Consider the following 20248-nt stretch of genomic DNA (forward strand, 5'->3'; position numbering starts at 1 on the left):
TTCATGTGTGCCGGGCGGGGGTGCCCGGCTAAGTCTTGTTCTGTTTGAAGACCAGTCGGGCCTTCTGCTTCGCTAGGAAGCCCGGCGTGCCCTTGCGGCACGGCGCTTCAGCGCACGGCGCTCGTCTTCGCTCATGCCGCCCCAGACACCGGCGTCCTGACCGGTTTCGATAGCCCACTGAAGGCAGGTATCGATGACCGGGCACCGGCGGCAAACGCTCTTGGCCTCTTCAATCTGAAGAAGAGCCGGGCCGGTGTTCCCTACGGGGAAGAACAGCTCCGGATCCTTGTCCAGACATGCTGCGCGGCTCCGCCAATCCATGCTAATCACTATCTCCTCTGAAAAGTTGACTCCGCTTGTTTGTGAAAACATTCACGAGCAACCACAAACTAAAGGGGCCGGTTTCGGCCCCTGATCCCCTCTACTAGGGTGTCACGCGATGGAAACGCAAACAAGGGTTAACAAGCTGTTAATCTGCCGGAAATGATGAGTGATGCGTCACAAAGGCCCGTGGCCTCGGTCCTCTAGGATCCCTAACCGGTCGCTGCTCCTCGACTATGTCCGGTATGGTGCCAGTGTGTCAAGACCCCAAAATTCCCCGGCCCATGCACCGCGCCCGGGAGCAGTCGCACTCATTTCAGCTGTTCTGGTCTTTGAGGCACTTGCCCTTTTGGGCGTTGCGGGCTGGTACGTCTACAACCTCATCAACTCCACTCCCACCTCCATGGGCGGGGCAGTTTTCAGTCTTTTCCTGATCGTCCTCGTGGCTGTCTGGCTGCTGGTTGTGGGGCATTTCTTCTTCCGCGGCATGCGCTGGACGCGGGCCGCAGCCTTGGTGTGGCAGCTGTTCATGATCGTGATCGCGGTGCCCACCCTGCAGGGCGGCGTGGTGCTGGTGGGCCTGCTATTGCTGCTGCCGGCCGCCGCCGTGATCCTCCTGCTGTTCACCAAGCCCGTTATCGCCTGGACCTCCCAGACCAGCGGAGACGCGAAGACTTTCTAGTCCGGGCAGGCTCGGCCAGCCAGGTGAACCCTGGTCCCGCCAGCCAGCGGCAGGCACCATCGGTCAGCCAGCGGGAAGCTGTTCCCCGCCGGGGGCCGCGAACTGCACTTCCACCGCCGTACCGCCGGTAAAGAGGTACCCGCGTCCCGGCCTCGGCCTGCCCTCCGGCTCCAGCCGGACCCCAAAGAATTCGCTGTCCGACACCTGGGAAGGTGCCAGCAGCACACCGTTTCCCGGTATCCGGCTCCTGTGTGCCGACGGGAGCCGTGTGGGCAAGTTGTAAGCGGGAACGGCGGAGAGAACTACGCTGGCTCCCCGCGCCGCCAACTGGATTATGAGCTGGTGGTCTTCTGCGGGAAGCTGGTCCGCGTCATCGGCCAGGACCAGCCAGCCGTTCAGGCTGCCGGCCGGCGGGGGAGGACCGGTGTTGGTGTCAGGGGCTTTATTTCCAGCGCCGATCCGGCAGAGCTTAGGGGATGCAGCTGCCGCATCTGCTTCCCCGGAGGGAAGCCGGGCGGCCGCAGCGAAGGTCTTCAGGAGGGTTGTCTTCCCCGACCGTGGCGGCCCCAGGACCACAAAAACCGACCCCGGCGGCACCTGTGCCTCCACGGTTTTGAGTTCGTCCCCGCCCAGGCCCACCGGGAAGCTGCAGGGCCCGGATGCAGCTTCAAGATGGCTTCGCAGTACGGAAGGCGGGAGCCCGTCGATCCGGCGCGGACGGGGAGTTCCTTCCGGAAGGGGTGCCGGCCCAGCCGGCCAGCCGCGCTGATAGCACTGTGCAACGGTGTTTGATCCGTCCACTGCTCCCGGCGTAATGGGGCCTTGGACAAAGGCACGGCCGGGCACCGGCTGCAGGTCGGGCAGGCGAGGCCAGGAAAGCAATGCGTCTTCCGACAATCCGGCGGGAAACCACAGCCTGTTGGGCAGAAGCTGGAAGAACCGCGCGGTGGTCAGTTCACGGTTGCCGGAGACAAGCAGGCAGATATCCCCGGCAGCGCCGTCCCGGGCCAGCGTGTGCAGTAAATCCTCGGCGTTCGAGGATCGGAGCGAACGGAATGATTCCTGCCATCTTCCCCATCCGGAGACCAGGAGCGTGATGCCTGGATCGCTTTGCGGGGCCGCGAGTCGTTCAAGGAGAATTCCGGCCAGTATGGACAGGACCCGGGAAGCGCGTGCAGGATCTTGGGGCGGAACATAGGCTCCCGTCTGCGGGAGTCCGGTTGCCCACGCAAGCGAACCGTCGCCGTCGAGCACGTAAAGGTGCCGGCTGGGCAGGTGAGCCACGTGCTGGCGGCCAAGTACGGACGCGGCGGACACGGATCCAGCCTCGGCACGGCCCAGCAAAGCGAGATGTGAATGTGCCTTCGGTTCCCAGTCCAGCCACACCTGGGCTTGTTCTTCAGGCTGGTCTGCCAGCCCGATTCGAAGGCACCCCGTGGGCGGGACGGATATGGGGTGAAGGTCCGCGGGCAGGGGCGGCATAACTGGTGATTGGGCCTTCTCGGGGAATCCAGCAGACAGTGCGGCACCCTTGACCGCGTTTACGATCCGCTCCAGGCCTGGACCGAGAGGTGGTTTGGCTACCTGTGCAGGCGTGGACAGAAACTCCTCGAGGGTCTGCACCAGCGGGAGCTGCTGCGGGTCCGCCGTCGTGGAGGAAGCCTGAAATGTCAGGGGAGCCGCACCGGGCAGGCGAAGGACGGCCATTCCCGGGGAAGAAGCAGGAATGGCAGCCGCATCGTCACAGCCAACAACGTCCCGGGAATCCGTGGCGGACTGCACCCGCAGACAAATGCCCGCTGAGACGTTGGCTCTGATATCGGCAGTTACGGCACCCTGCGGCCGTTGGGTGGCCATCACCAGATGAAGTCCCAGAGACCGGCCAAGGGCCGCGATTTTCATCAGTTCCTGGATTGCGTTCGGCACCGCGTCCGCCAGCATCCGGAATTCATCGACTACGACGACGAGCCGGGGGAGTGCCGCCCCCGGTGCTGTCCTCTTGTTGAATTCATCCAGGTCCTCGGCAAGGACGCCGGCCAGCAGGCGCTCCCTGCGCCGGAGCTCAGCCCGGAGGGAGGTGAGGGCCCGTGAGACATTCTCCTGGGACAGGTCGGTCAGGAAGCCTGCCGTGTGGGGGAGATCCGCCAGGGACGCAAGCCCAGACCCGCCCTTGAAGTCAATCAGCAGGAAATGGAGGCCCGAGGGCGGAACATGGCAGGCCAGTGAGGACACGAAGGTGCGCAGCAGCTCGGACTTGCCGGAACCGGTGGTCCCGGCGATGAGGACGTGGGGTCCATCCTCCACCAGGTCGATCCCCACGAGGCGCCCGCCGGCATGACCAATGACTGCGCGATAGGGGTTGTTTTGGTCCCAGGCCTTTAGCATGTCAGCCGGTTCTACTGCCGTCCCAAGTTCGCCGGCAAGGGGTGTCTCCGCCGCAGGGAGCGCCAATCGGAGCGCTGCACGGTGAAAGGCCAGCGCTCCGAGCAGGTCCGGCAGGAACTGCTGTGACTGTCCCGCTACTGTCAGCATCCCTCCGTCCGCGCCCAGCGAAATATCGGCATCGCCAGGGTGGAGCGAGTCCGGCGGGGAAGTTTCGTTGCCGCTGAGCGTGTCCCTGCAGGCGATCAGGCAGGTGAGCCCGCGGGTTTCTTTCGGAAGGCCGTCCCGGATTCGCCGCCCGGTCTCCCACACCCCGGGTGGCGCAATCACCAGAAGGGGGGTGCCGGAACGTGCGCTCGCAAGACCCGCCAGAGCCGCCGCGGCTGCCTCCTCCTGTCTGGCAGGTAGGAGCTGTACGCCAGGCAGGAACCGGGCATCGCAGATGAGTTCGTCCGCACGGGTGCCGAGCAGCACAACTGCGGGCCCATCCGGTGTACGGATGCTTCCCAGCTGGAGCAGCAGGGAACGGCAGAGCCCCTGCACGTCTCCGGGATGACCCGTGAGGCAGACCGTACTGCCGGCCTGTGCCTCGAGGAGCACCGGGACGGCCGCGAGCATGGGCGGACGCCAGCCCTCATCCGGTTTTTGCAGTACCAGGTCTCCCGGACGGGACCCGGTGCCGAGCCGCAGGGCCACGAAAGGGCTGCGATCGCCGCTTTCTGCCATGGTGTTCGGTGAAGGCTCCCGCCGGAAGGATCCGCTGGGTACGGAAAACCGCAGTGATGAACCTGGCAGGGCAGGACCGAACAGTCCCGAACCGACCAGTGCCGAAAGGCAGCGCCTGCCCAAAGTGGGGTGCAGGGCATGACGCCGACGGCGGTCTGCCTCCATTGCTTTCCCTTCGGCACATCGGAAGGCGGTAAGGCGGCGTCGGTAGGATAGGAGTCCGGCGCCGGCAGTGAGCGCGCCAATGCCCGAGAAGGCCAGGAAGAACCACATCCCGGTGGATACTGCCAGTGCGATTCCGAGCCCTAGCGGGAGAAATGCTGCTGCCAGTGTGCCTGTGCCCGGCCGCTGCGGCGGAGTGCCCTGCACCTTAACGGGGCTATCCAGCGCGGAGGATATTTCCGCCGATCCGTTCGAGGGTGCAGGGTCCGTTCCCGGCGCGTGCAGCTGGAACATGGTGTTGCCGGCCCGCACCCGGGACGAGGTGGACAGCCGGGCCCTGCGGATGCGCCTGCCATCCACCCACAGGCCATTACTGGAGTTATGGTCGAAGATCACCACGCCCGTGGCGCTAACCTCCAGCCGGGCGTGGACGCGGGACATGGCGGGGTCGGACACCAGAATGCCGGCACCCTTCGGACCGGCGCATTGTTCCTCACCCGGGCGTCCCAGCCAGTAACTGCCAGGCTTCAGTTCCACGATGCGTCCGGCGTCGGGTCCCGTGTGGGTCACGAGGACCAACCCGGGGAGGGTGTGTCTGCTCCGTCCTGAGCGGCGGACACACCCTGAGACCAGAACCGATCCGGGCCGAAGGTCCGTCAGCCCGGGCTCCAGTTGTGCAATGTGCTGCTCTCCAAAGAACGCGTCCGGGCCCGCGTCGCGGAGGTGCGCAGCCAAATCCGCACCAATGGTGCCGATTGTGGGGTTGATCACGAGTGGATCAGGCAGTTGGCCAGTGGCCGCTGCGCCCCAGCGGGTCGTGGCGCGGGCCACCGCGACATGAATCAAGAGACGTCCACCTCCTTCCGGTCCCCGGCTGGCTGGGAAGGACCAGGTTAGTTCCCGGTTCGCGTATGCAGGGGCCGCAGGCAAACAACCTGTGGATATCCAGGCCACGCACGGACATCAGTGGAGCGGAGGAAGATGAACGAAAGAGTAGACTTCCCACCGGAAGGAGAAACGGCCCGGAATGACATCCGCTGCAGCTGTTTCTTCAGCCGGTTATTGACAACCTCTGCGTGTGTTCGAGAGGCAAGGGCATTCCCGGAAGACGCGGGAGCTCCGCCCACCCGGGCGCACTCTGCTTCCGTGCCCGATCCATATACACAGCGGGGCCGGCCAGCCGCCGGGCCCGCCCCGAGTGTGTGTGGATAAAAAATGTCCGATAACCTTGATCGTCGGGCGTATGCCGAAGGGCTGCGCCGAAACCTACAGGGAGTGACAAGTGAACGTTGACCTCGTCGTCGTCGGGTCAGGCTTCTTCGGCCTTACTGTTGCCGAACGCGCCGCCAAGGAACTGGGACTGAAGGTCGCAGTACTGGACCGACGTCATCACATTGGCGGAAACGCCTACAGCGAGAACGAGGCCCAGACGGGAATCGAGGTCCACCGCTACGGCGCCCACCTCTTCCACACCTCCAACGAGCGGGTCTGGAACTACGTGAACGAGTTCACCCAGTTCACCAAGTACGTCCACAAGGTCTACACCAGCCACAAGGGCGAGGTGTACCCGATGCCGATCAACCTCGGCACAATCAACCAGTTCTTCCGGTCCTCCATGGGGCCGGCCGAAGCCAAGGCACTGATTCAGGAACAGGCCGGAGAGCTGGCCGGTACTGATCCCCAGAACCTGAATGACAAGGGTATCCAGCTGATTGGCCGTCCGCTGTACGAAGCCTTCATCAAGTACTACACAGGCAAGCAGTGGCAGACGGACCCGAAGAACCTGCCGGCAGAAATCATCTCCCGCCTACCGGTCCGCTACACCTACGACAACCGGTACTTCAACGACAAGTACGAGGGCCTGCCCGTGGACGGCTACACGGCGTGGATCGAGCGTATGGCCGATCACCCCAACATCCAGGTGCACCTCAAGACTGACTTCTTCGACGACGGACACGAGTTCTCCCGCGCCACCACGCTTGGCCAGGTTCCGGTTGTCTACACCGGCCCGGTTGACCGTTACTTCGACTATGCCGAAGGCGATCTCTCCTGGCGCACGATCGACCTTGAGGAAGAAGTCCTGCCGATCGAGGACTTCCAGGGAACCTCGGTCATGAACTACCCGGACGAGGACGTTCCCTACACCCGCATCCATGAGTTCCGCCACTTCCACCCCGAGCGTGACTACACCAAGGACGCGACCGTCATCATGCGTGAGTTCTCGCGCTTCGCGGAAAAGGGCGACGAACCGTACTACCCCGTCAATACCGCCGAAGACCGCGCCAAGCTGCTTGCCTACCGCGACCTGGCGAAGGGGGAGAAGGATGTCCTGTTCGGCGGACGCCTTGGCACTTACAAGTACCTGGACATGCACATGGCCATCGGGTCGGCTTTGTCGATGTTTGACAATAAGATCAAGCCCCACTTCACCGGGGGAGCCAAGCTTGAAAGCGGAGGAGTGGACGCGTGAGCAAAGCGGATACAGTGATTGACCTGAACGCGGCACCTGCCGGCGAGACGGCGGACTCGGACAATGCCTGGCATACCGTCCAGCGCGTCATCTTCCCGGACCAGAGCCAGATGGACACCGTCCTGCTCTATGTCGATACCGGGACGGCGATGGGAGCGGCGTTCAACACGATGGACGGCTCCATGGCCAGCTCGTCGAAGAACGCACAGGTGACTGCGACTTCATCAGTCGCAGCTCCCCAGGGCGAAGTCCACGTTGAAGACTTCACCTCACGCACCTCCGGAACGGCCCGCCCCGGACAGAGGCTTTCTTTCGGTACTTACTTCAATGCCTTTGCGGCAAGCTACTGGCGCCGGTGGACAAACGTTGAGAACGTGCGACTCCGGGTTGCCACGGAGGGCGACGGAGTGGTCAGCGTCTACCGCTCGAACGCGCGCGGTTCGCTGCAGCATGTGGAGACCCGGCGGGTAGCCGGAGACGACGTCTCGACCTTCGAACTCCCGCTCAAGCCCTTCGGTGATGGGGGCTGGTACTGGTTCGACCTTATTGCCGGTTCCAAGCCGATGACGCTGCAGAGCGCAGAGTGGCAGGCTCCCGGCCCCGCCAAGGCCCCGGGATCTGTGACTCTCGAAATCACCACCCTCAACAAGAACGATTTCTGCCTCAACAATCTTCGGATCCTTGCTGACAACCCCGATGCGCTGGGATACCTCCAGGAGGTCCTGATCGTTGACCAGGGCACCAAGAAGGTGAAGGACGCGCCGGGCTTCGCGGAAATCGAGGCGCGGTTCAACGGCAAGCTGCGCATTATCCACCAGGGCAACCTTGGCGGTTCCGGTGGCTTTGCCCGCGGCATGTACGAGGCCGTCGAAAACGACAGCGACTACGCTCTGCTCCTTGACGACGACGTCGTCGTCGAGCCGGAGAGCATCGTCCGCATGGTCACGTTCGCTGACCACTGCAACAAACCGACCATCGTCGGCGGGCATATGTTCGACCTGTACAACCGGACGGTTCTCCATACGTTCGGCGAGACGGTCAACCCGTACCGGTTCCAGCCGGACCACCCCATCAAGGAACAGGTGCTGGGCCATGATTTCGCCCGCACCAACCTGCGCACGACCACCTGGATGCACAGGCGGGTCGACGTGGACTACAACGGCTGGTGGATGTGCCTGATCCCCACGAAGGTCATCCGAGACATCGGATTGTCCCTCCCCGTCTTCATCAAGTGGGACGATGCCGAGTACGGGCTTCGCGCGAAAGCGGCCGGCTACAACACAGTGTCGCTGCCGGGTTCCGCAGTCTGGCACATCACCTGGGCCGACAAGGACGACGCCGTTGACTGGCAGGCGTACTTCCACAGCCGGAACCGGATTATCACTGCCCTGCTGCACAGCCCCTATCCGCATGGTGGGCGTGTGGTCAGGGAAGGCAGCTTCATTGATGTGAAGCACCTGATCTCCATGCAGTACTTCACTGCCCAGACTCGGGTTATGGCACTCCAGGACCTCCTGGCTGGTCCGGATCAGCTGCACGGCATCCTGGCGGGCAAGCTTCCCGAGATCCAGTCAATGCGCCACGAATACTCCGAGGCACGGTTTGAGCCGGATCCGGACGCGTTCCCGACCCCCGGGGTAAGCAAGCCTCCGCGGCGCGGCCGGGGCTTCCAGGCTCCGTCGTACTTCACGCTTGTTCCGTGGGCTGCCAAGACCCTCGTTCGCCAGCTGACGAAGCCTGTCTCGGAGACGAGCATGGAACGTCCCGAGGCGCGCGTCGCCCACGTAGACAACAAGTGGTGGCGCATGTCGCAGTACGACAGTGCGGTTGTCACTAACGCCGACGGTACGGCTGCGTCCTGGTACCACCGGGATCCGCAGAAGCTGCGGGAGCTGCTGGCCGAAGGAATGCGCCTCAACGCCATTGTGCTCCGGGACTGGCAGAAGCTCAGCGAAGAATATCGGCAGGCTCTGCCCAGGATCACCTCATTGGAGTCCTGGAAAGAGACTTTCGAAAAGTATTCGGAAGAGAGTAAATAGGCTTGTCCACAAGCGGAGAACTGGAAACTCCGGGCAGGGGAGCAGGACTGGCGGATATTGTCCGGTCCCGCTTTCTGCTCAAACTGCTGGTTTCCAAAGAACTTAAGGTCCGTTACAGGGGGTCAGTCCTCGGGCTGCTGTGGTCCTATGTAAAACCCGGCGTGCAGTTCATTGTTTTTTACGTCGCGCTCGGCGTCTTTCTCGGCCAGGAGCAGAGCCCCCGTAACCCGAACGGACTGCCGAACTACGCCATATACCTGTTCTCAGGCATAGTGCTGATCAACTTCTTCACCGAAGCCCTCGGCAACGCATCCAGGTCGATCGTCGGAAACGGCGGGCTGATCAAGAAAATCTATCTTCCCCGGCAGCTTTTTCCGGTGGCGTCGGTCTGGGTTTCGGGAGTCCACTTCGTCCCGCAAATCCTGATCCTCCTAGTGGCCTGCCTGTTCAACGGCTGGAGGCCCAACGCACTTCAGCTGGCGGCAGCCGTCGGCGGGTTCTTGATAGTGGCCTTGCTGGCGACAGGCCTGGGACTGCTGTTCGGAGCGATCAACGTTTATTTCCGTGACGCTGAGAACCTGGTTGACATGCTGCTCATGATCGCAACGTGGGCCTCGCCGGTGCTTTACTCATGGGTGATGGTCCGCAACCAGCTGGGGGAGACAGGGTTCAACCTGTATCAACTGAACCCCATCACGGTTGGAGTCGAAACCTTCCACTATGCATTCTGGCTTCCGACTACGGACGGCGCAGAGGCTATCCCGCCGCATCTGCTGTCTCTGTGGCTGCCCGTTGGGCTGGCGATTTCAGCAGCGGTGCTGATTATCGGCCAGCTCGTTTTCCGCCGCCTTGAAGGCCGTTTCGCGCAGGAGCTCTGAACCGTGGCAAACGCCATCGAAGTACGCAACGTCAACAAGCAGTTCGTCCTGCGGCATACCCGCTCGATGAAAGAAGCCTTCGTCTGGCTCATTAAAGGACGTAAAGGTGATCTCTCCGAGAAGTTCCATGCACTCAAGGGCGTGTCGCTGGACATAGAGCAGGGCGAGACCGTCGCTCTGCTCGGTCTCAACGGTTCTGGCAAGTCCACTCTCCTCAAGCACATCTCCGGGGTCATGCGTCCGGACACCGGAACGGTGGGAACCAGGGGCAGGGTTGCGGGCCTGATTGAGGTGGGAGCGGGATTCCACCATGACCTGAGCGGCAGGGACAACGTCTACCTCAACGGTGCCATCCTTGGAATGACGGAGCAGGAAATCGACGAAAAATTCGACTCTATCGTCGAGTTTTCCGAGATCGGCCAATTCATCGACACTGAGGTGAAGTTCTATTCATCCGGCATGTATCTCCGGCTGGCGTTCTCGGTGGCTGTCCATACCGATCCTGAAGTCTTCCTTGTCGACGAGATTCTCGCCGTAGGCGATGAGCCTTTCCAGAAAAAGTGCATCGACAAAATCAAGGAACTTGCCGGAGAAGGCAAAACACTGGTTGTGGTCAGCCACGACCTGGACCTGGTGTCGCGGATATGTGAGCGGGGCGTGCTCCTGGAACACGGACAGATTGTGATGGACGCTCCTGTACGCGAAGTGGTGGACAGAATGCGCCGGTGACAGGGCAGGCACATAACCGGTGATTCAGTCGCAGCGAACTGCTGACGGTGCCCGGGAACCAATCCGATAGAATACAGATGCGCCTGGAAATAGGTGCAGTGGGGAGTTGAATTGTCTAGCAGCGTAGCTGAAAATGCTGACGTATCAGAGAACGCAGTATTAGGTGAGAACACCAAGGTTTGGCATCTCGCGCAGATTCGTGAAGGTGCAGTAATTGGTTCCGGCGGGATCATTGGCCGGGGCGTCTATGTCGGTTCAGGTGTTCAAATCGGCCAGAACTGCAAGATCCAGAACTATGCCCTGGTTTACGAGCCGGCTGCCCTTGGCAACGGTGTCTTCATCGGTCCCGGCGTGATTCTTACGAACGATACATACCCCCGAGCCATTAACCCGGACGGCAGCCTCAAGAGCGCCGACAACTGGGAAGCCGTGGGAGTAACCATCAAGGATGGCGCCTCCATTGGAGCGCGCGCCGTTTGCGTGGCTCCCGTGACAATTGGAAAATGGGCCACCGTGGCAGCCGGAGCCGTAGTGGTCAAGGACGTACCCGACTTTGCCCTGGTGGCTGGCGTCCCCGCCCGCCGGCTCGGATGGGTCGGCAAAGCAGGTGTTCCCCTGGTGCAGGACGGGGAGCACTGGAAATGCCCTGAAACGGGCGAGACATATATCCAAGAGAACGAGACTCTTCGAGAGGCACACGCATGAACCAGGATTTCATTCCCCCAGCCAAGCCGATTGTCGGCATGGAAGAGCGGGCGGCTGTCGATGCAGTCCTTGCTTCCGGCCAGCTGGCACAAGGGGCAGAAGTTGCGGCGTTCGAGAAGGAGTTCTCTGAGGTCCTCCTCGATGGACGGTCAGCTGTTGCCGTAAACTCCGGCACCTCGGGCCTGCACCTGGGACTGCTGGCAGCCGGTATCGGCCGTGGGGACGAAGTGATCGTCCCCTCCTTCACCTTTGCGGCGACCGCCAACTCGGTTGCCCTCACCGGTGCCACTCCTGTCTTCGCTGACATCGAGCCGGAACACTATGGTCTCGATCCGAAGTCCGTCGAAGCCCACATCACGGACAAGACCAAGGGCATCATGCCCGTTCACCTTTACGGGCACCCCTTCAACGTTCCTGCAATTTCCGCTATCGCCGAAGAAAAGGGCCTCCTGCTGTTCGAGGATGCAGCGCAGGCACACGGCGCGGCAGTCAACGGTCGCCGAGTTGGAACCTTCGGCACGTTCGCAACCTTCAGCCTTTACCCGACGAAGAACATGACTTCCGGCGAAGGCGGCATGGTCAGCACCAACGACCCCGAGGTGGAGCGCCGGCTGCGCCTGCTGCGCAACCAGGGGATGGAGCGCCAGTATGAAAACGAGCTGGTTGGCTTCAACTGCCGCATGACGAACATCCACGCGGCCATCGGCCGTGTCCAGCTGACAAAGGTAATGGGCTGGACCAAGCAGCGCCAGGCCAATGCAGCGTTCCTGGACGCGAACCTCGAAGGTGTTGTTACTCCCAAGGTCGCCGAGGGGTACGAGCACGTTTACCACCAGTACACGATCCGGGTAACAGAAGACCGCGACGGCTTCGCCCGCGCCCTGCGTGAGGAATACAACGTTGGCTCCGGGGTGTACTACCCGGTGCCTAACCACGAGCTTGCTCCGTACCGCGTAGCTGAGCACCTGCCCGAGACGGCTTCGGCTGCCAAGGAAGTCCTTTCGCTCCCGGTGCATCCGTCACTGAGCGCGAACGACCTCGAGCGCATTGTCGAAGCGGTTAACAAAATTGCCAAGGCAGGTGCGTAATGGCGAATCTCCGTGCGGGCCTTATTGGCCTGGGAATGATGGGCCGGCACCATGCACGTGTGATCCGCGAAGTCGACGGCGTGGATCTCGTGGCAGTGGCGGACTCGTTCGGCGATCCGCACGGCGTTGCCGACGGACTGAAAGTCTGCGCCGACGTTGACGAACTCATTGCACAGGGCGTCGATATGGCCGTTGTGGCCGTACCAACCGTCCTGCATGAGGAAATCGCCCTCAAGCTTGCGGATGCAGGGGTACATGCCCTGATCGAGAAGCCGATCGCGAACGACTCGGCAGCCGGTACCCGGATTGCCGATGCCTTCGAGGCCAAGGGACTCGTAGGCGCCGTCGGCCACATTGAACGGTTCAACCCGGCGCTGCAGAATCTGCGGGAACGGCTGGAAGCGGGGGAGCTGGGCGACGTCTACCAGATTTCCACCCGCCGACAGGGTCCGTTCCCGGCACGCATCGCGGACGTCGGCGTGGTTAAGGATCTGGCTACGCACGACATTGACCTGACTGCATGGCTGTCCCAGTCCGGGTACAAGGATGTTTTTGCGCGTACGACGTCCCGCAGCGGCCGCCAGCATGAAGACATGGTTTCTGCCATCGGACACCTCGCTGACGGCATCATCACGAATCACACGGTCAACTGGCTTTCACCGTTCAAGGAACGCACGACGGTGGTGCTGGGAGAACGCGGCGCCTTCGTTGCAGACACCATTTCCGCGGACCTCACCTTTATTGAGAACGGCACTTTCCAGACCGAGTGGGAGTCCATGGCGGCGTTCCGCGGCGTGGCAGAAGGATCGAGCACCCGGTTCGCGCTGGCCAAGCGTGAGCCGCTCAAAATGGAGCATGAAGCCTTCCGGGACGCTGTGCTCGGGAAGTCGCAGCGGATCGTGACGCTGGCGGAGGGCCTGGCCACGCTCCGTGTCGCCGAAGCAGTCCTCACCTCTGCCGCCACCGGCAAGGTCGTTCAGCTCTAGCTGCACCATCCGAGAAGTCACACCGGGTTCCTGGAACCTGGTGTGACTTTTTGTCTTAAGCATGGCTAGCGGCGGCCCGGTTCGAAAGAATGCTGCCATGGAGAGCCGAGCAGGTACCCCCACGGGGACAGTACGCCATCGGCAGACCAGGATGGACGCGGCAGCTGCGGGTATCTGGTGTTTCGGCGCCGCAGTCGTCTATTCCTGGGCTTTCTTTCTGAGCTATCAGGAAACAGCACCTGATCTGCCCACCCGCCAGGAGTTCGCAGCGCGGTTCAGCCGATTCGACTTTGTGCACTTTGATGAGATCGCCCGGCTCGGATACCTGCCGCCGCGTGAGGAGGTATCAACAGCCGCGCCGCTCTACGCGTTCTTCCCCGCGGTGCCTCTGCTGCTCCGGCTAGGCCTTGTGTTCTCCCTCTCCACGGTCACCACCGGGCTGGTGGTTTCCTTCGCTTCCGGCCTGATCGCGTGCCTCTGGCTGCGCCGTATCGCAGAGCGATACCAGCCGGGACTGGGCCTAAAGGCGGTGGCGGCCCTGGTCACCGCGCCACCTGCAGTGTTCCTTTACGTCCCGTATACCGAATCCCTGTTTCTCGCTCTGGGCCTTGGCGCGTGGTATTTCGGTATGTCCGGGCGGTGGGGAAAAGCCGGTCTACTGTGTGCTGCGGCCTGCACCGTGCGCATTTCCGGTGCCTTCCTGCTCGCGGGCCTTGTGACCATGTGGATGATGCAGGCGATCACGCGTAAAAGGGCCGGTGATGCCATGAGCGGCCGGAGCTGGTGGGTCTTCGCGATGCCCATAGCAGTGCTGGCCGGATGGATGGGCTACCTGGCCATTATCACCGGCGACCCCTTGGCGTATCAGACCGCGCAGCAGTACTGGCTTCGCCGCCTGGTGTGGCCCTGGGAAGCGTTCATGACCACACTGAAGGCGTATCCGCCAACCTGGGGGACAGGCTTCATGGGCGTCATCGAAATCATCGCCCTGGGATCCGGGGCCGTGGTCCTTGCCGTCCTTCTTATCCGGCATCTCTACCCGGAGAGCGTGTACATGGCGCTGAACGTCGTCACCCTGGGAGCCGGGTCCTTTTACGGCTCGGTCCCGCGCTCAGCGCTGCTGTGGTTTCCCATGTGGATCGGCATAGCGTACCTGATGGGACGATTCCGCATAGTGTTCGGTATCTACGTGCTGTTTTCGCTCTGCCTGATGGTGTGGTGGGCCAACCTGTTCCTTAGCGGACAGTGGGCCGGCTAGCAGGCCTGGCCTTCCTGGTCCGCCGGCGGATGTAGTACAGCACGGTCATTACCAGCGCAATGCCCCACCCAACGGCCATTGCAGCCAGGCCAAGGACCAGGCCCGGGGGAGTGAAGCTGATTTCCACGTCGGTGGCTCCGGCGGGAACGTCCACAGTAATGAGCCCCGCAGGGCCCTGCTGCAAGTCCTGCTCCACACCGTCAACGGTTACTGTGTATCCGGGCCAGGCAAGGCGGGCAAACGCGAGTGTCCCCGACTCAGACGCGGACACACGGACCGTCTCCGAATCGCCGTCCTGCTCCGAGGACTCGACAGTTATGCCGGGCGATGCCCACGAGACGGTTCCGGGGAAACCGATTGGGTCTTCGCGGGTGATGACCGTCCGGTGCTCGTCGGACTCAGCGACGCTCCAACCCTCGGGGAGCTCGGTTTCGGTAAGGTCCCGGACGGATTTCTGCACGACGATGGTTTCGAGGCGGAGAGCGTCCGCCAGCGGCTCATCGATTTCCTCCGAGGCGGGGTCCCAGATCACATCGTAGAGCCAGGGGCACGTCTCACCGCGGTAGTTCATACACAGGGCATTGGCGTACGTGACGAAGCTGATGCCGCTGTAACGGTTCAGGCTGTCTTCCACTCCGGCATTGAGGATCTGGTTCCCGTACAGCAGGGATCCGTCAACGAATGCTTCCGGGTCAAGGCCGGCCGTGGAAAAGACCTGCAGGGTATTGCCGGTGTAGCTCTTGGCGGACTCCTCCAGGACCTCAGCGTCTACCGGAGAGCCGATACCGGCCACAGGGTTGCTCGCAACGAACGCATAGCTCTGGAATGCCAGAACGCAGGCGGTGCCAAAGACCATGGCTGCAGCCAGCCCGGGGAATCCTGCGCGCTTCCAGAGGAACAGGGCCAGCACCAGAAGCAGGGCTACAAGGATAGAAGCGGCTGCCTGGCTCTGTACGCCTGCCGGATAGATGGCCCAGGCACGGTAGAGGCCGAACACGATGATTGTTCCGGACAGTACCAGCCGTGCCTTCAGTTTGGTGGAGCTGAGGCCTGCGGACAGGACCACCATGAACAGGACCAGGAAGCCAAGGTAGGTGTACTCGATCAGGCGGATGGGCCAGCGGAAAAGCAGAACGTTCGACGGCGCAAAGGTCAGGAGGAAGTAGATGCCAGTGACGATGTACAAGCTCGAGAGCTGCCGGCTGCGCCTGGCAATGGACTTGAAGTTGAGCCACGGGAGCAGGGGCAGGATGAACCAGGCGAGGTACGCCGACGGAACAACGTCAATGTTGCTCCAGAAATTCGAGGTCGGCGGACGGAAATTCGGCATGCTCATGGCAGTCAGGTCGCCGATTCCGGGAACGAGGAACATATCGTTCGCGATCGTTGAATCGGTCCGCACAGTAACTTCGGATGAAAGCGGCAGCGGGAAGAACACGAGCACGGCCGTGAGGCCAACTGCAAGTGCCAGGAAGAACAGCGGGACGATTCTTGACTTGTGCCGGGTCAGCAGGGCTTCGATGCCGACGGCGGCACAGACGACGATGACGCCAAGGGCTCCATAGGGATTGCCTGCCGTCATGGTGAGGAAACCCAGGACGAAGGGCAGCAGCGGGCTTCGGTTTCCCCGAAGCCAGCGACGCAGCCCCCACCAGAAGAGCGTGGTCCAGGCGAACGCCATAAGGCCGCCCGGCCAGCGTGCAGCCTCGTAGAAAAGCGTGAACCCGCTGAAGGGGATGGCCACGCCTGCAGCCGCAGCGAGCCAGCGGTTCGCGCCATAACTCCGGGTCAGGAGTGTGGCGCCCAGCGCCAGCAGGGCCATGAACTCGACCACTACGACGGCGCTGGCAAGCGCGAGGTCGTTCATGCCGGCTACCAGCATGAAGTTCAGCAGGTTCAGGGGGTTCCAGATGCCGTAGCCGACTTCGGCAATATAGTTGCCGCCTGCCCAGCCGCCGGGATCCATCATCTCGAAGTTGCCGTTGAGCAGATTCTCGCCCAGGCTCCGCCACACAGGAAGGAAGGACTGCATGGTGTCATCCCAGTAGAAGAACGTGCTGTTGAAGAACCGGGGAATGAAGCACAGCAGTACCGTGATGACCGGCGCCAGCATAACGACCTGCCAGTCTCTGATCCGGGAGGTCGCCGCGGTCTTCACGGGGGCGGTCTGGACGGAGTGAGACATGGTTTCCTCGGGCTGTGTGTATGCGGTCGGCAGGATGGAAGGGCTTTGCGCCGTGACTAGCCTGATTTATGCAGGATGAAGTTGTCCAATCCTGAGGTCGGTTCCAGGACCACGTCCCAGCCGAGCTCATCCAGTTCGGACAACCATTCGGCCTGCCCTGCCTCGACCACCATGTAGCTAACGCCGTACTTGTCTGCGACGCGGTCAATGCTGATAGGGGTCATGCTGTTGTAGAACCCCGCATTGGCCGGGATGCACTGCTTGGTGCCGCCCAGATCGGTAAGCCGTTCCTGCCACTGCTGCCAGGGCTCGCCGCCGTAGGGCACGTTCTTGCAGTCGGCAATCACCCCGCGGTAGGTCGCGGCCCGGACATAGGTTGCCAGCGGGGGAGCGAGCAGGCTCTCACCGGAGGGAACCACTGCTTCTACGGCTTCGCCCCATTCGCGAACGTCTGCATTCGGAATGTACGTGGGGTCGAGCGGGCGGGCGGTGAGGCCTCCGGTGGTGATGGCGCTGGCCAGGAAGAGGACGATGATCCCGGCAGCGCTGATCTGTGACACCCGTCCGCTTGGACCTTGCATGCGTGAACGAACAATGACCGCGGCGAGGGCGCCTAGGGCAAACACGATCATAAAAGGAACGATGAGGCTGCGTTCCAGTTGCCATTGCTTCCCGTCAAGGTAGACGAGGCTGAGGATAACCGTTAGCAGGGCCAAGGGGAGGTGCCCCCTTCCCAAGCGGAAGAACGGAAGCAGCATGCCCATAACGGCGAAGGGGAGCACGAGGGCACCGAGCCGGTAGACGTTCACCCCTTGCGCGAGTTCCCCGAAAACCGGAACGGAAAGCATGTTCGCCGTCATGCCCAGGGCCAGCCCTGCCATCGGCAGGAGCACCACGGCACCCCAGAGCATCCGGTCGCCGCGCGCCTGATACATGAAGGTGCACAGTGCCAGGCCGATCACTGCGAAGGACGCAAGTAAGGTGTTGATGCTCCAGGATTGTGCCGCGCAGTGGTACGGGATTACCTGGTTGCAGATTTCAATGAAGTCATCACTGTTGGCAGCCACCGGACGGGCAACCAAGGCTGCTACGACTATGCCGACGGTGGCGGCGAAAGTCACGGCGGTAGCTTTCGAGAGTTTCCTTTGCCGGACGAACTGGACGACGGCGATTGCAGCCAGCAACACTGCGACCACTGCGCCCTGCTGTACATGCACCACGGCAGTCAGGACGGCAGCTGCCAGCATCCAGCGGCTCCGCCCGCTGAGGGCAGAAGCTATGAAGAGGAAGACCAGGTTGGCAGAGACCACTGCGGGAATGGCCAGCGAGATCATGGACGAACCGGTGCCGACTATTGCCCAGGGCGTCAGGGAGGCTACGACGGTGGTCGCCAGCCCGAAGGCCCAGGGGGCGCCGGGCGCCCAGACGCGGCTGATGAACGCTGCAGCCAGCCCAAACGCGAAAAGACCGGCGAACCAGAACAGCAGGTAGACGAGCGAAAGAATGCCAAGCGAGGATCCGACGAAAGTCAGTGTGTCGAAGAACCAGTGCGGCTGCGGCGCCGACTGCATGAACCAGTCGCCTGCGTACCGGGACTCATCGGCCCAGTGCAGGCCAACCTGGGAAAGCACGTAGTGGTCGCCGGTACCCGCGCTGTACCCGGCTGGGAGCCCCGAGGAGGGGCCCTGGTCGCCGAAGTTCGTCAGCACGCCGAGTACGGCTGCAGTGACCAGGCCCTGGACGTATACGCCAGGGGAGGACCTTGGTTTACGTGGCCTCAGCAGCGGCTGGGCGGCGGAGGGATCCTCGACTGTTGGGACAGTGGAGAGCCCAGGCCCAGCGGCATTATTCACTCTTGGCCTCGGGACGTTTGACCTTCACCATGAGGAAAGCGACGCCGACGCACAGCAGGTCGGCCACCGTGAACAGCAGGCGCGAAAGAAGTGCCAGGGCTGTTGCCGCGCCTACGGTTGTCATCGAGGCGAGGGCGAGGCCAACTATGGCCTCGCGCGCTCCAATGCCGGCGGGCAGCAGGAAGGCCATGACACCAGTGGTCATGCCCAGTGCCAGTGCTCCGGTAAGGAAGAAGAGGTTGACGACGCCGAGGCCCGCTTCCTGGCTGGCAAGCAGCCACAGGTGCAGGCCGAAGAACGCGTACATTCCCACGCCGAGGACGAAGGACAGGATCATTGTCGACGCGCGGATCGGCGTCGGCAGCGGCTGGCGGCGGAACACCTTCAGGACGAGGTTCACCAGGTACGTGACGACGCGGGGATGCATCGCCAGCAGGACAACCGGCAGCAGCACATACAGCCACTGGAGCTCGGGTTCCTTCTCCGCCAGGGCAGGAAGCGCAAGGGCACCAACCACCAGGGAAGCACCTACCGTGATGCCGGTGCTGATCAAGGAAGCAACGAATACCTGGGCACGGCCAAGTCCGTGCTTGCGGCCAAGTTCCATCTGCAGGACAAACGCCCAGACGGAACCGGGTACATACTTCCCCAACTGCCCGATCAGGTAGATGTTGTTCAGGGCGCTGCGCTGCTTGACGGCAACGTGATCGCTGTCGAGGATGCCTATCAGCACCACGCGCCACATGAGCATGCCGAGCAGTACCCCCGGTACCAGAAGCAGGAGCGAGCCGCCGATCTGCCACCAGGTCATGGAGAATACGGTGCTCTTAACCTCCGGCCACTGCGTGAAGACGGCGTAGGCCGCAGCAGCGAAAACGAGCACCAGCAGCGCCCGCCGTGCAAAGTCGGTGATCTTCTGCCGCTTTGTAGGAGGCTCGGGCATCGATGCTTCCGGCACCGGACCTTGCAGGCTCACCGTGCCGCCGTCCCTGGCTGGGGTACGGAGGCGAAGTCCCGGCGCTGCCCGCGAAGCCTCCCGAGCCCCAGCCCCATCTTGAGGACATCCTTAGGCCGGACGCTGGTCTGCTTCTCTCCCTGCACCACCGTGAGAGTGACAGGTACTTCCACGATCGGAAGCTTCTGCATCTCTGCCGCAAGTACGATCTGCGTGCTGAACAGGAAGCCGGGATCGTCGAACTTTTTGTGCATTTTCCGGATCCAGTCCCCATCGACATTGATGGTCCCCTGGGAATCACCTACCCGGGAGCCCAGGATGAGCTTGCGGGCAAACTTGAAGCCGGCTGTGCTCAATCCCCGGACAGCGCCCCGGCCTGCCTGGGAGGCGGGGTGGTCCTTGGAACCGATGACGACTGTGGGGAGTTCCGGAAGGGAAGCTGCCGCCTCAAGGTCGGTGAAACCGAAGGGGAGGTCGTCAGCGGTCAGCAGCACGCGGCGGCCGGTACTCGCAGCGATCCCGTGGCGCAGGGCGTTGCCCATGCCTTTTTCGCTCTGCAGCACCCGGAAGCGGACGTTTGGGGTGTCCACTGCGTTTTCAAGGGCTGTCTTGTAGCTGTCGTCCGTGGAACCGTTTTCCACCACGATGATCTCGGTGAGTCCGTCTTTGAGGTAGCTCCGCCACTGCTGAAGTGCTGGCGCCAGCACCGGGCCGCTGTTATAGACCGGAATGACGACAGTCAGGTCCGGTGTCGTTTGCTCGAAAGTCAAGAATTCCCTCAATGTGTTCAGTGCTGTGATGCGTTGCCTGCCGGCAGGCGTTCACACGA

The 20248-nt window shown here is 62.4% G+C and carries 15 protein-coding genes; 9 read left to right on the plus strand and 6 right to left on the minus strand.

The genetic code is table 11. The features are described from left to right. Nucleotides 1–72 precede the first annotated feature (72 nt). A complete protein-coding gene (locus tag ABFX29_RS09305) occupies nt 73–321 on the minus strand; it encodes a WhiB family transcriptional regulator (RefSeq protein WP_055239553.1) in 249 nt (82 codons plus the stop codon). Nucleotides 322–577: 256 nt separating this feature from the next. Here ABFX29_RS09305 and ABFX29_RS09310 point away from each other — a divergent pair, with 256 nt between their 5' ends. After that, nucleotides 578–1003: a hypothetical protein gene (locus ABFX29_RS09310; protein ID WP_246167301.1), complete on the plus strand. Its 426-nt coding sequence runs from the start codon at nt 578–580 to the stop codon at nt 1001–1003. A gap of 63 nt (nt 1004–1066) precedes the next feature. On the opposite strand, the gene ABFX29_RS09315 is transcribed toward ABFX29_RS09310, so the two are convergent. After that, nucleotides 1067–5119 carry an FtsK/SpoIIIE domain-containing protein gene (locus tag ABFX29_RS09315; RefSeq protein ID WP_170287730.1) on the minus strand — a complete coding sequence of 1351 codons (4053 nt, stop codon included), beginning with the start codon at nt 5117–5119 and terminating at the stop codon, nt 1067–1069. A 436-nt stretch (nt 5120–5555) separates the two neighbouring features. Between ABFX29_RS09315 and glf the strand changes: the two genes are divergently transcribed. The 8 genes from glf (at nt 5556) to ABFX29_RS09355 (ending at nt 14426) form a co-directional block, all read left to right on the plus strand. Further along, nucleotides 5556–6743 (plus strand): UDP-galactopyranose mutase, encoded by a 1188-nt coding sequence (gene glf / locus ABFX29_RS09320; RefSeq protein WP_152226809.1) that lies wholly within the window; start codon nt 5556–5558, stop codon nt 6741–6743. 110 nt (nt 6744–6853) lie between these two features. Next, a complete protein-coding gene (locus ABFX29_RS09325; protein WP_152227358.1) occupies nt 6854–8782 on the plus strand; it encodes a glycosyltransferase in 1929 nt (642 codons plus the stop codon). Nucleotides 8783–8784: 2 nt separating this feature from the next. After that, entirely contained in the window at nt 8785–9660 is an 876-nt protein-coding gene (locus ABFX29_RS09330; protein ID WP_387012246.1) for an ABC transporter permease, read from the plus strand. Between the two features lie 3 nt (nt 9661–9663). Further along, nucleotides 9664–10389 carry an ABC transporter ATP-binding protein gene (locus ABFX29_RS09335; protein WP_152226813.1) on the plus strand — a complete coding sequence of 242 codons (726 nt, stop codon included), beginning with the start codon at nt 9664–9666 and terminating at the stop codon, nt 10387–10389. 111 nt (nt 10390–10500) lie between these two features. Further along, nucleotides 10501–11094 (plus strand): acyltransferase, encoded by a 594-nt coding sequence (locus ABFX29_RS09340; protein WP_152226815.1) that lies wholly within the window; start codon nt 10501–10503, stop codon nt 11092–11094. Next, a complete protein-coding gene (locus tag ABFX29_RS09345; RefSeq protein WP_152226817.1) occupies nt 11091–12182 on the plus strand; it encodes a DegT/DnrJ/EryC1/StrS family aminotransferase in 1092 nt (363 codons plus the stop codon). The genes ABFX29_RS09340 and ABFX29_RS09345 overlap by 4 nt, the downstream gene beginning before the upstream one ends. After that, nucleotides 12182–13168, plus strand: a complete 987-nt coding sequence (locus ABFX29_RS09350; RefSeq protein WP_152226819.1) for a Gfo/Idh/MocA family protein — start codon at nt 12182–12184, stop codon at nt 13166–13168. Before ABFX29_RS09345 ends, ABFX29_RS09350 begins: the two co-directional genes overlap by 1 nt. Nucleotides 13169–13265: 97 nt before the next feature. After that, nucleotides 13266–14426 (plus strand): hypothetical protein, encoded by a 1161-nt coding sequence (locus tag ABFX29_RS09355; protein ID WP_152226821.1) that lies wholly within the window; start codon nt 13266–13268, stop codon nt 14424–14426. On the opposite strand, the gene ABFX29_RS09360 is transcribed toward ABFX29_RS09355, so the two are convergent. From ABFX29_RS09360 to ABFX29_RS09375, 4 genes are read right to left on the minus strand one after another with little or no spacing between them, the layout of a single operon-like run. Beyond that, nucleotides 14404–16611, minus strand: coding sequence for a glycosyltransferase family protein (locus ABFX29_RS09360; RefSeq protein ID WP_152226823.1), 2208 nt, complete (start codon nt 16609–16611; stop codon nt 14404–14406). The two genes, ABFX29_RS09355 and ABFX29_RS09360, sit on opposite strands and share 23 nt — an antisense overlap. A 56-nt stretch (nt 16612–16667) precedes the next feature. Next, nucleotides 16668–18464 (minus strand): hypothetical protein, encoded by a 1797-nt coding sequence (locus ABFX29_RS09365; RefSeq protein WP_152226825.1) that lies wholly within the window; start codon nt 18462–18464, stop codon nt 16668–16670. Further along, nucleotides 18457–19407, minus strand: coding sequence for a lysylphosphatidylglycerol synthase domain-containing protein (locus ABFX29_RS09370; RefSeq protein WP_152226827.1), 951 nt, complete (start codon nt 19405–19407; stop codon nt 18457–18459). The genes ABFX29_RS09365 and ABFX29_RS09370 overlap by 8 nt, the downstream gene beginning before the upstream one ends. A gap of 29 nt (nt 19408–19436) precedes the next feature. After that, nucleotides 19437–20189 (minus strand): glycosyltransferase, encoded by a 753-nt coding sequence (locus ABFX29_RS09375; protein WP_152226829.1) that lies wholly within the window; start codon nt 20187–20189, stop codon nt 19437–19439. Nucleotides 20190–20248 lie beyond the last annotated feature (59 nt).

It is taken from the genome of Arthrobacter gandavensis, from assembly GCF_039528575.1.
Taxonomy (GTDB): Bacteria; Actinomycetota; Actinomycetes; order Actinomycetales; family Micrococcaceae; genus Arthrobacter_B; species Arthrobacter_B citreus_B.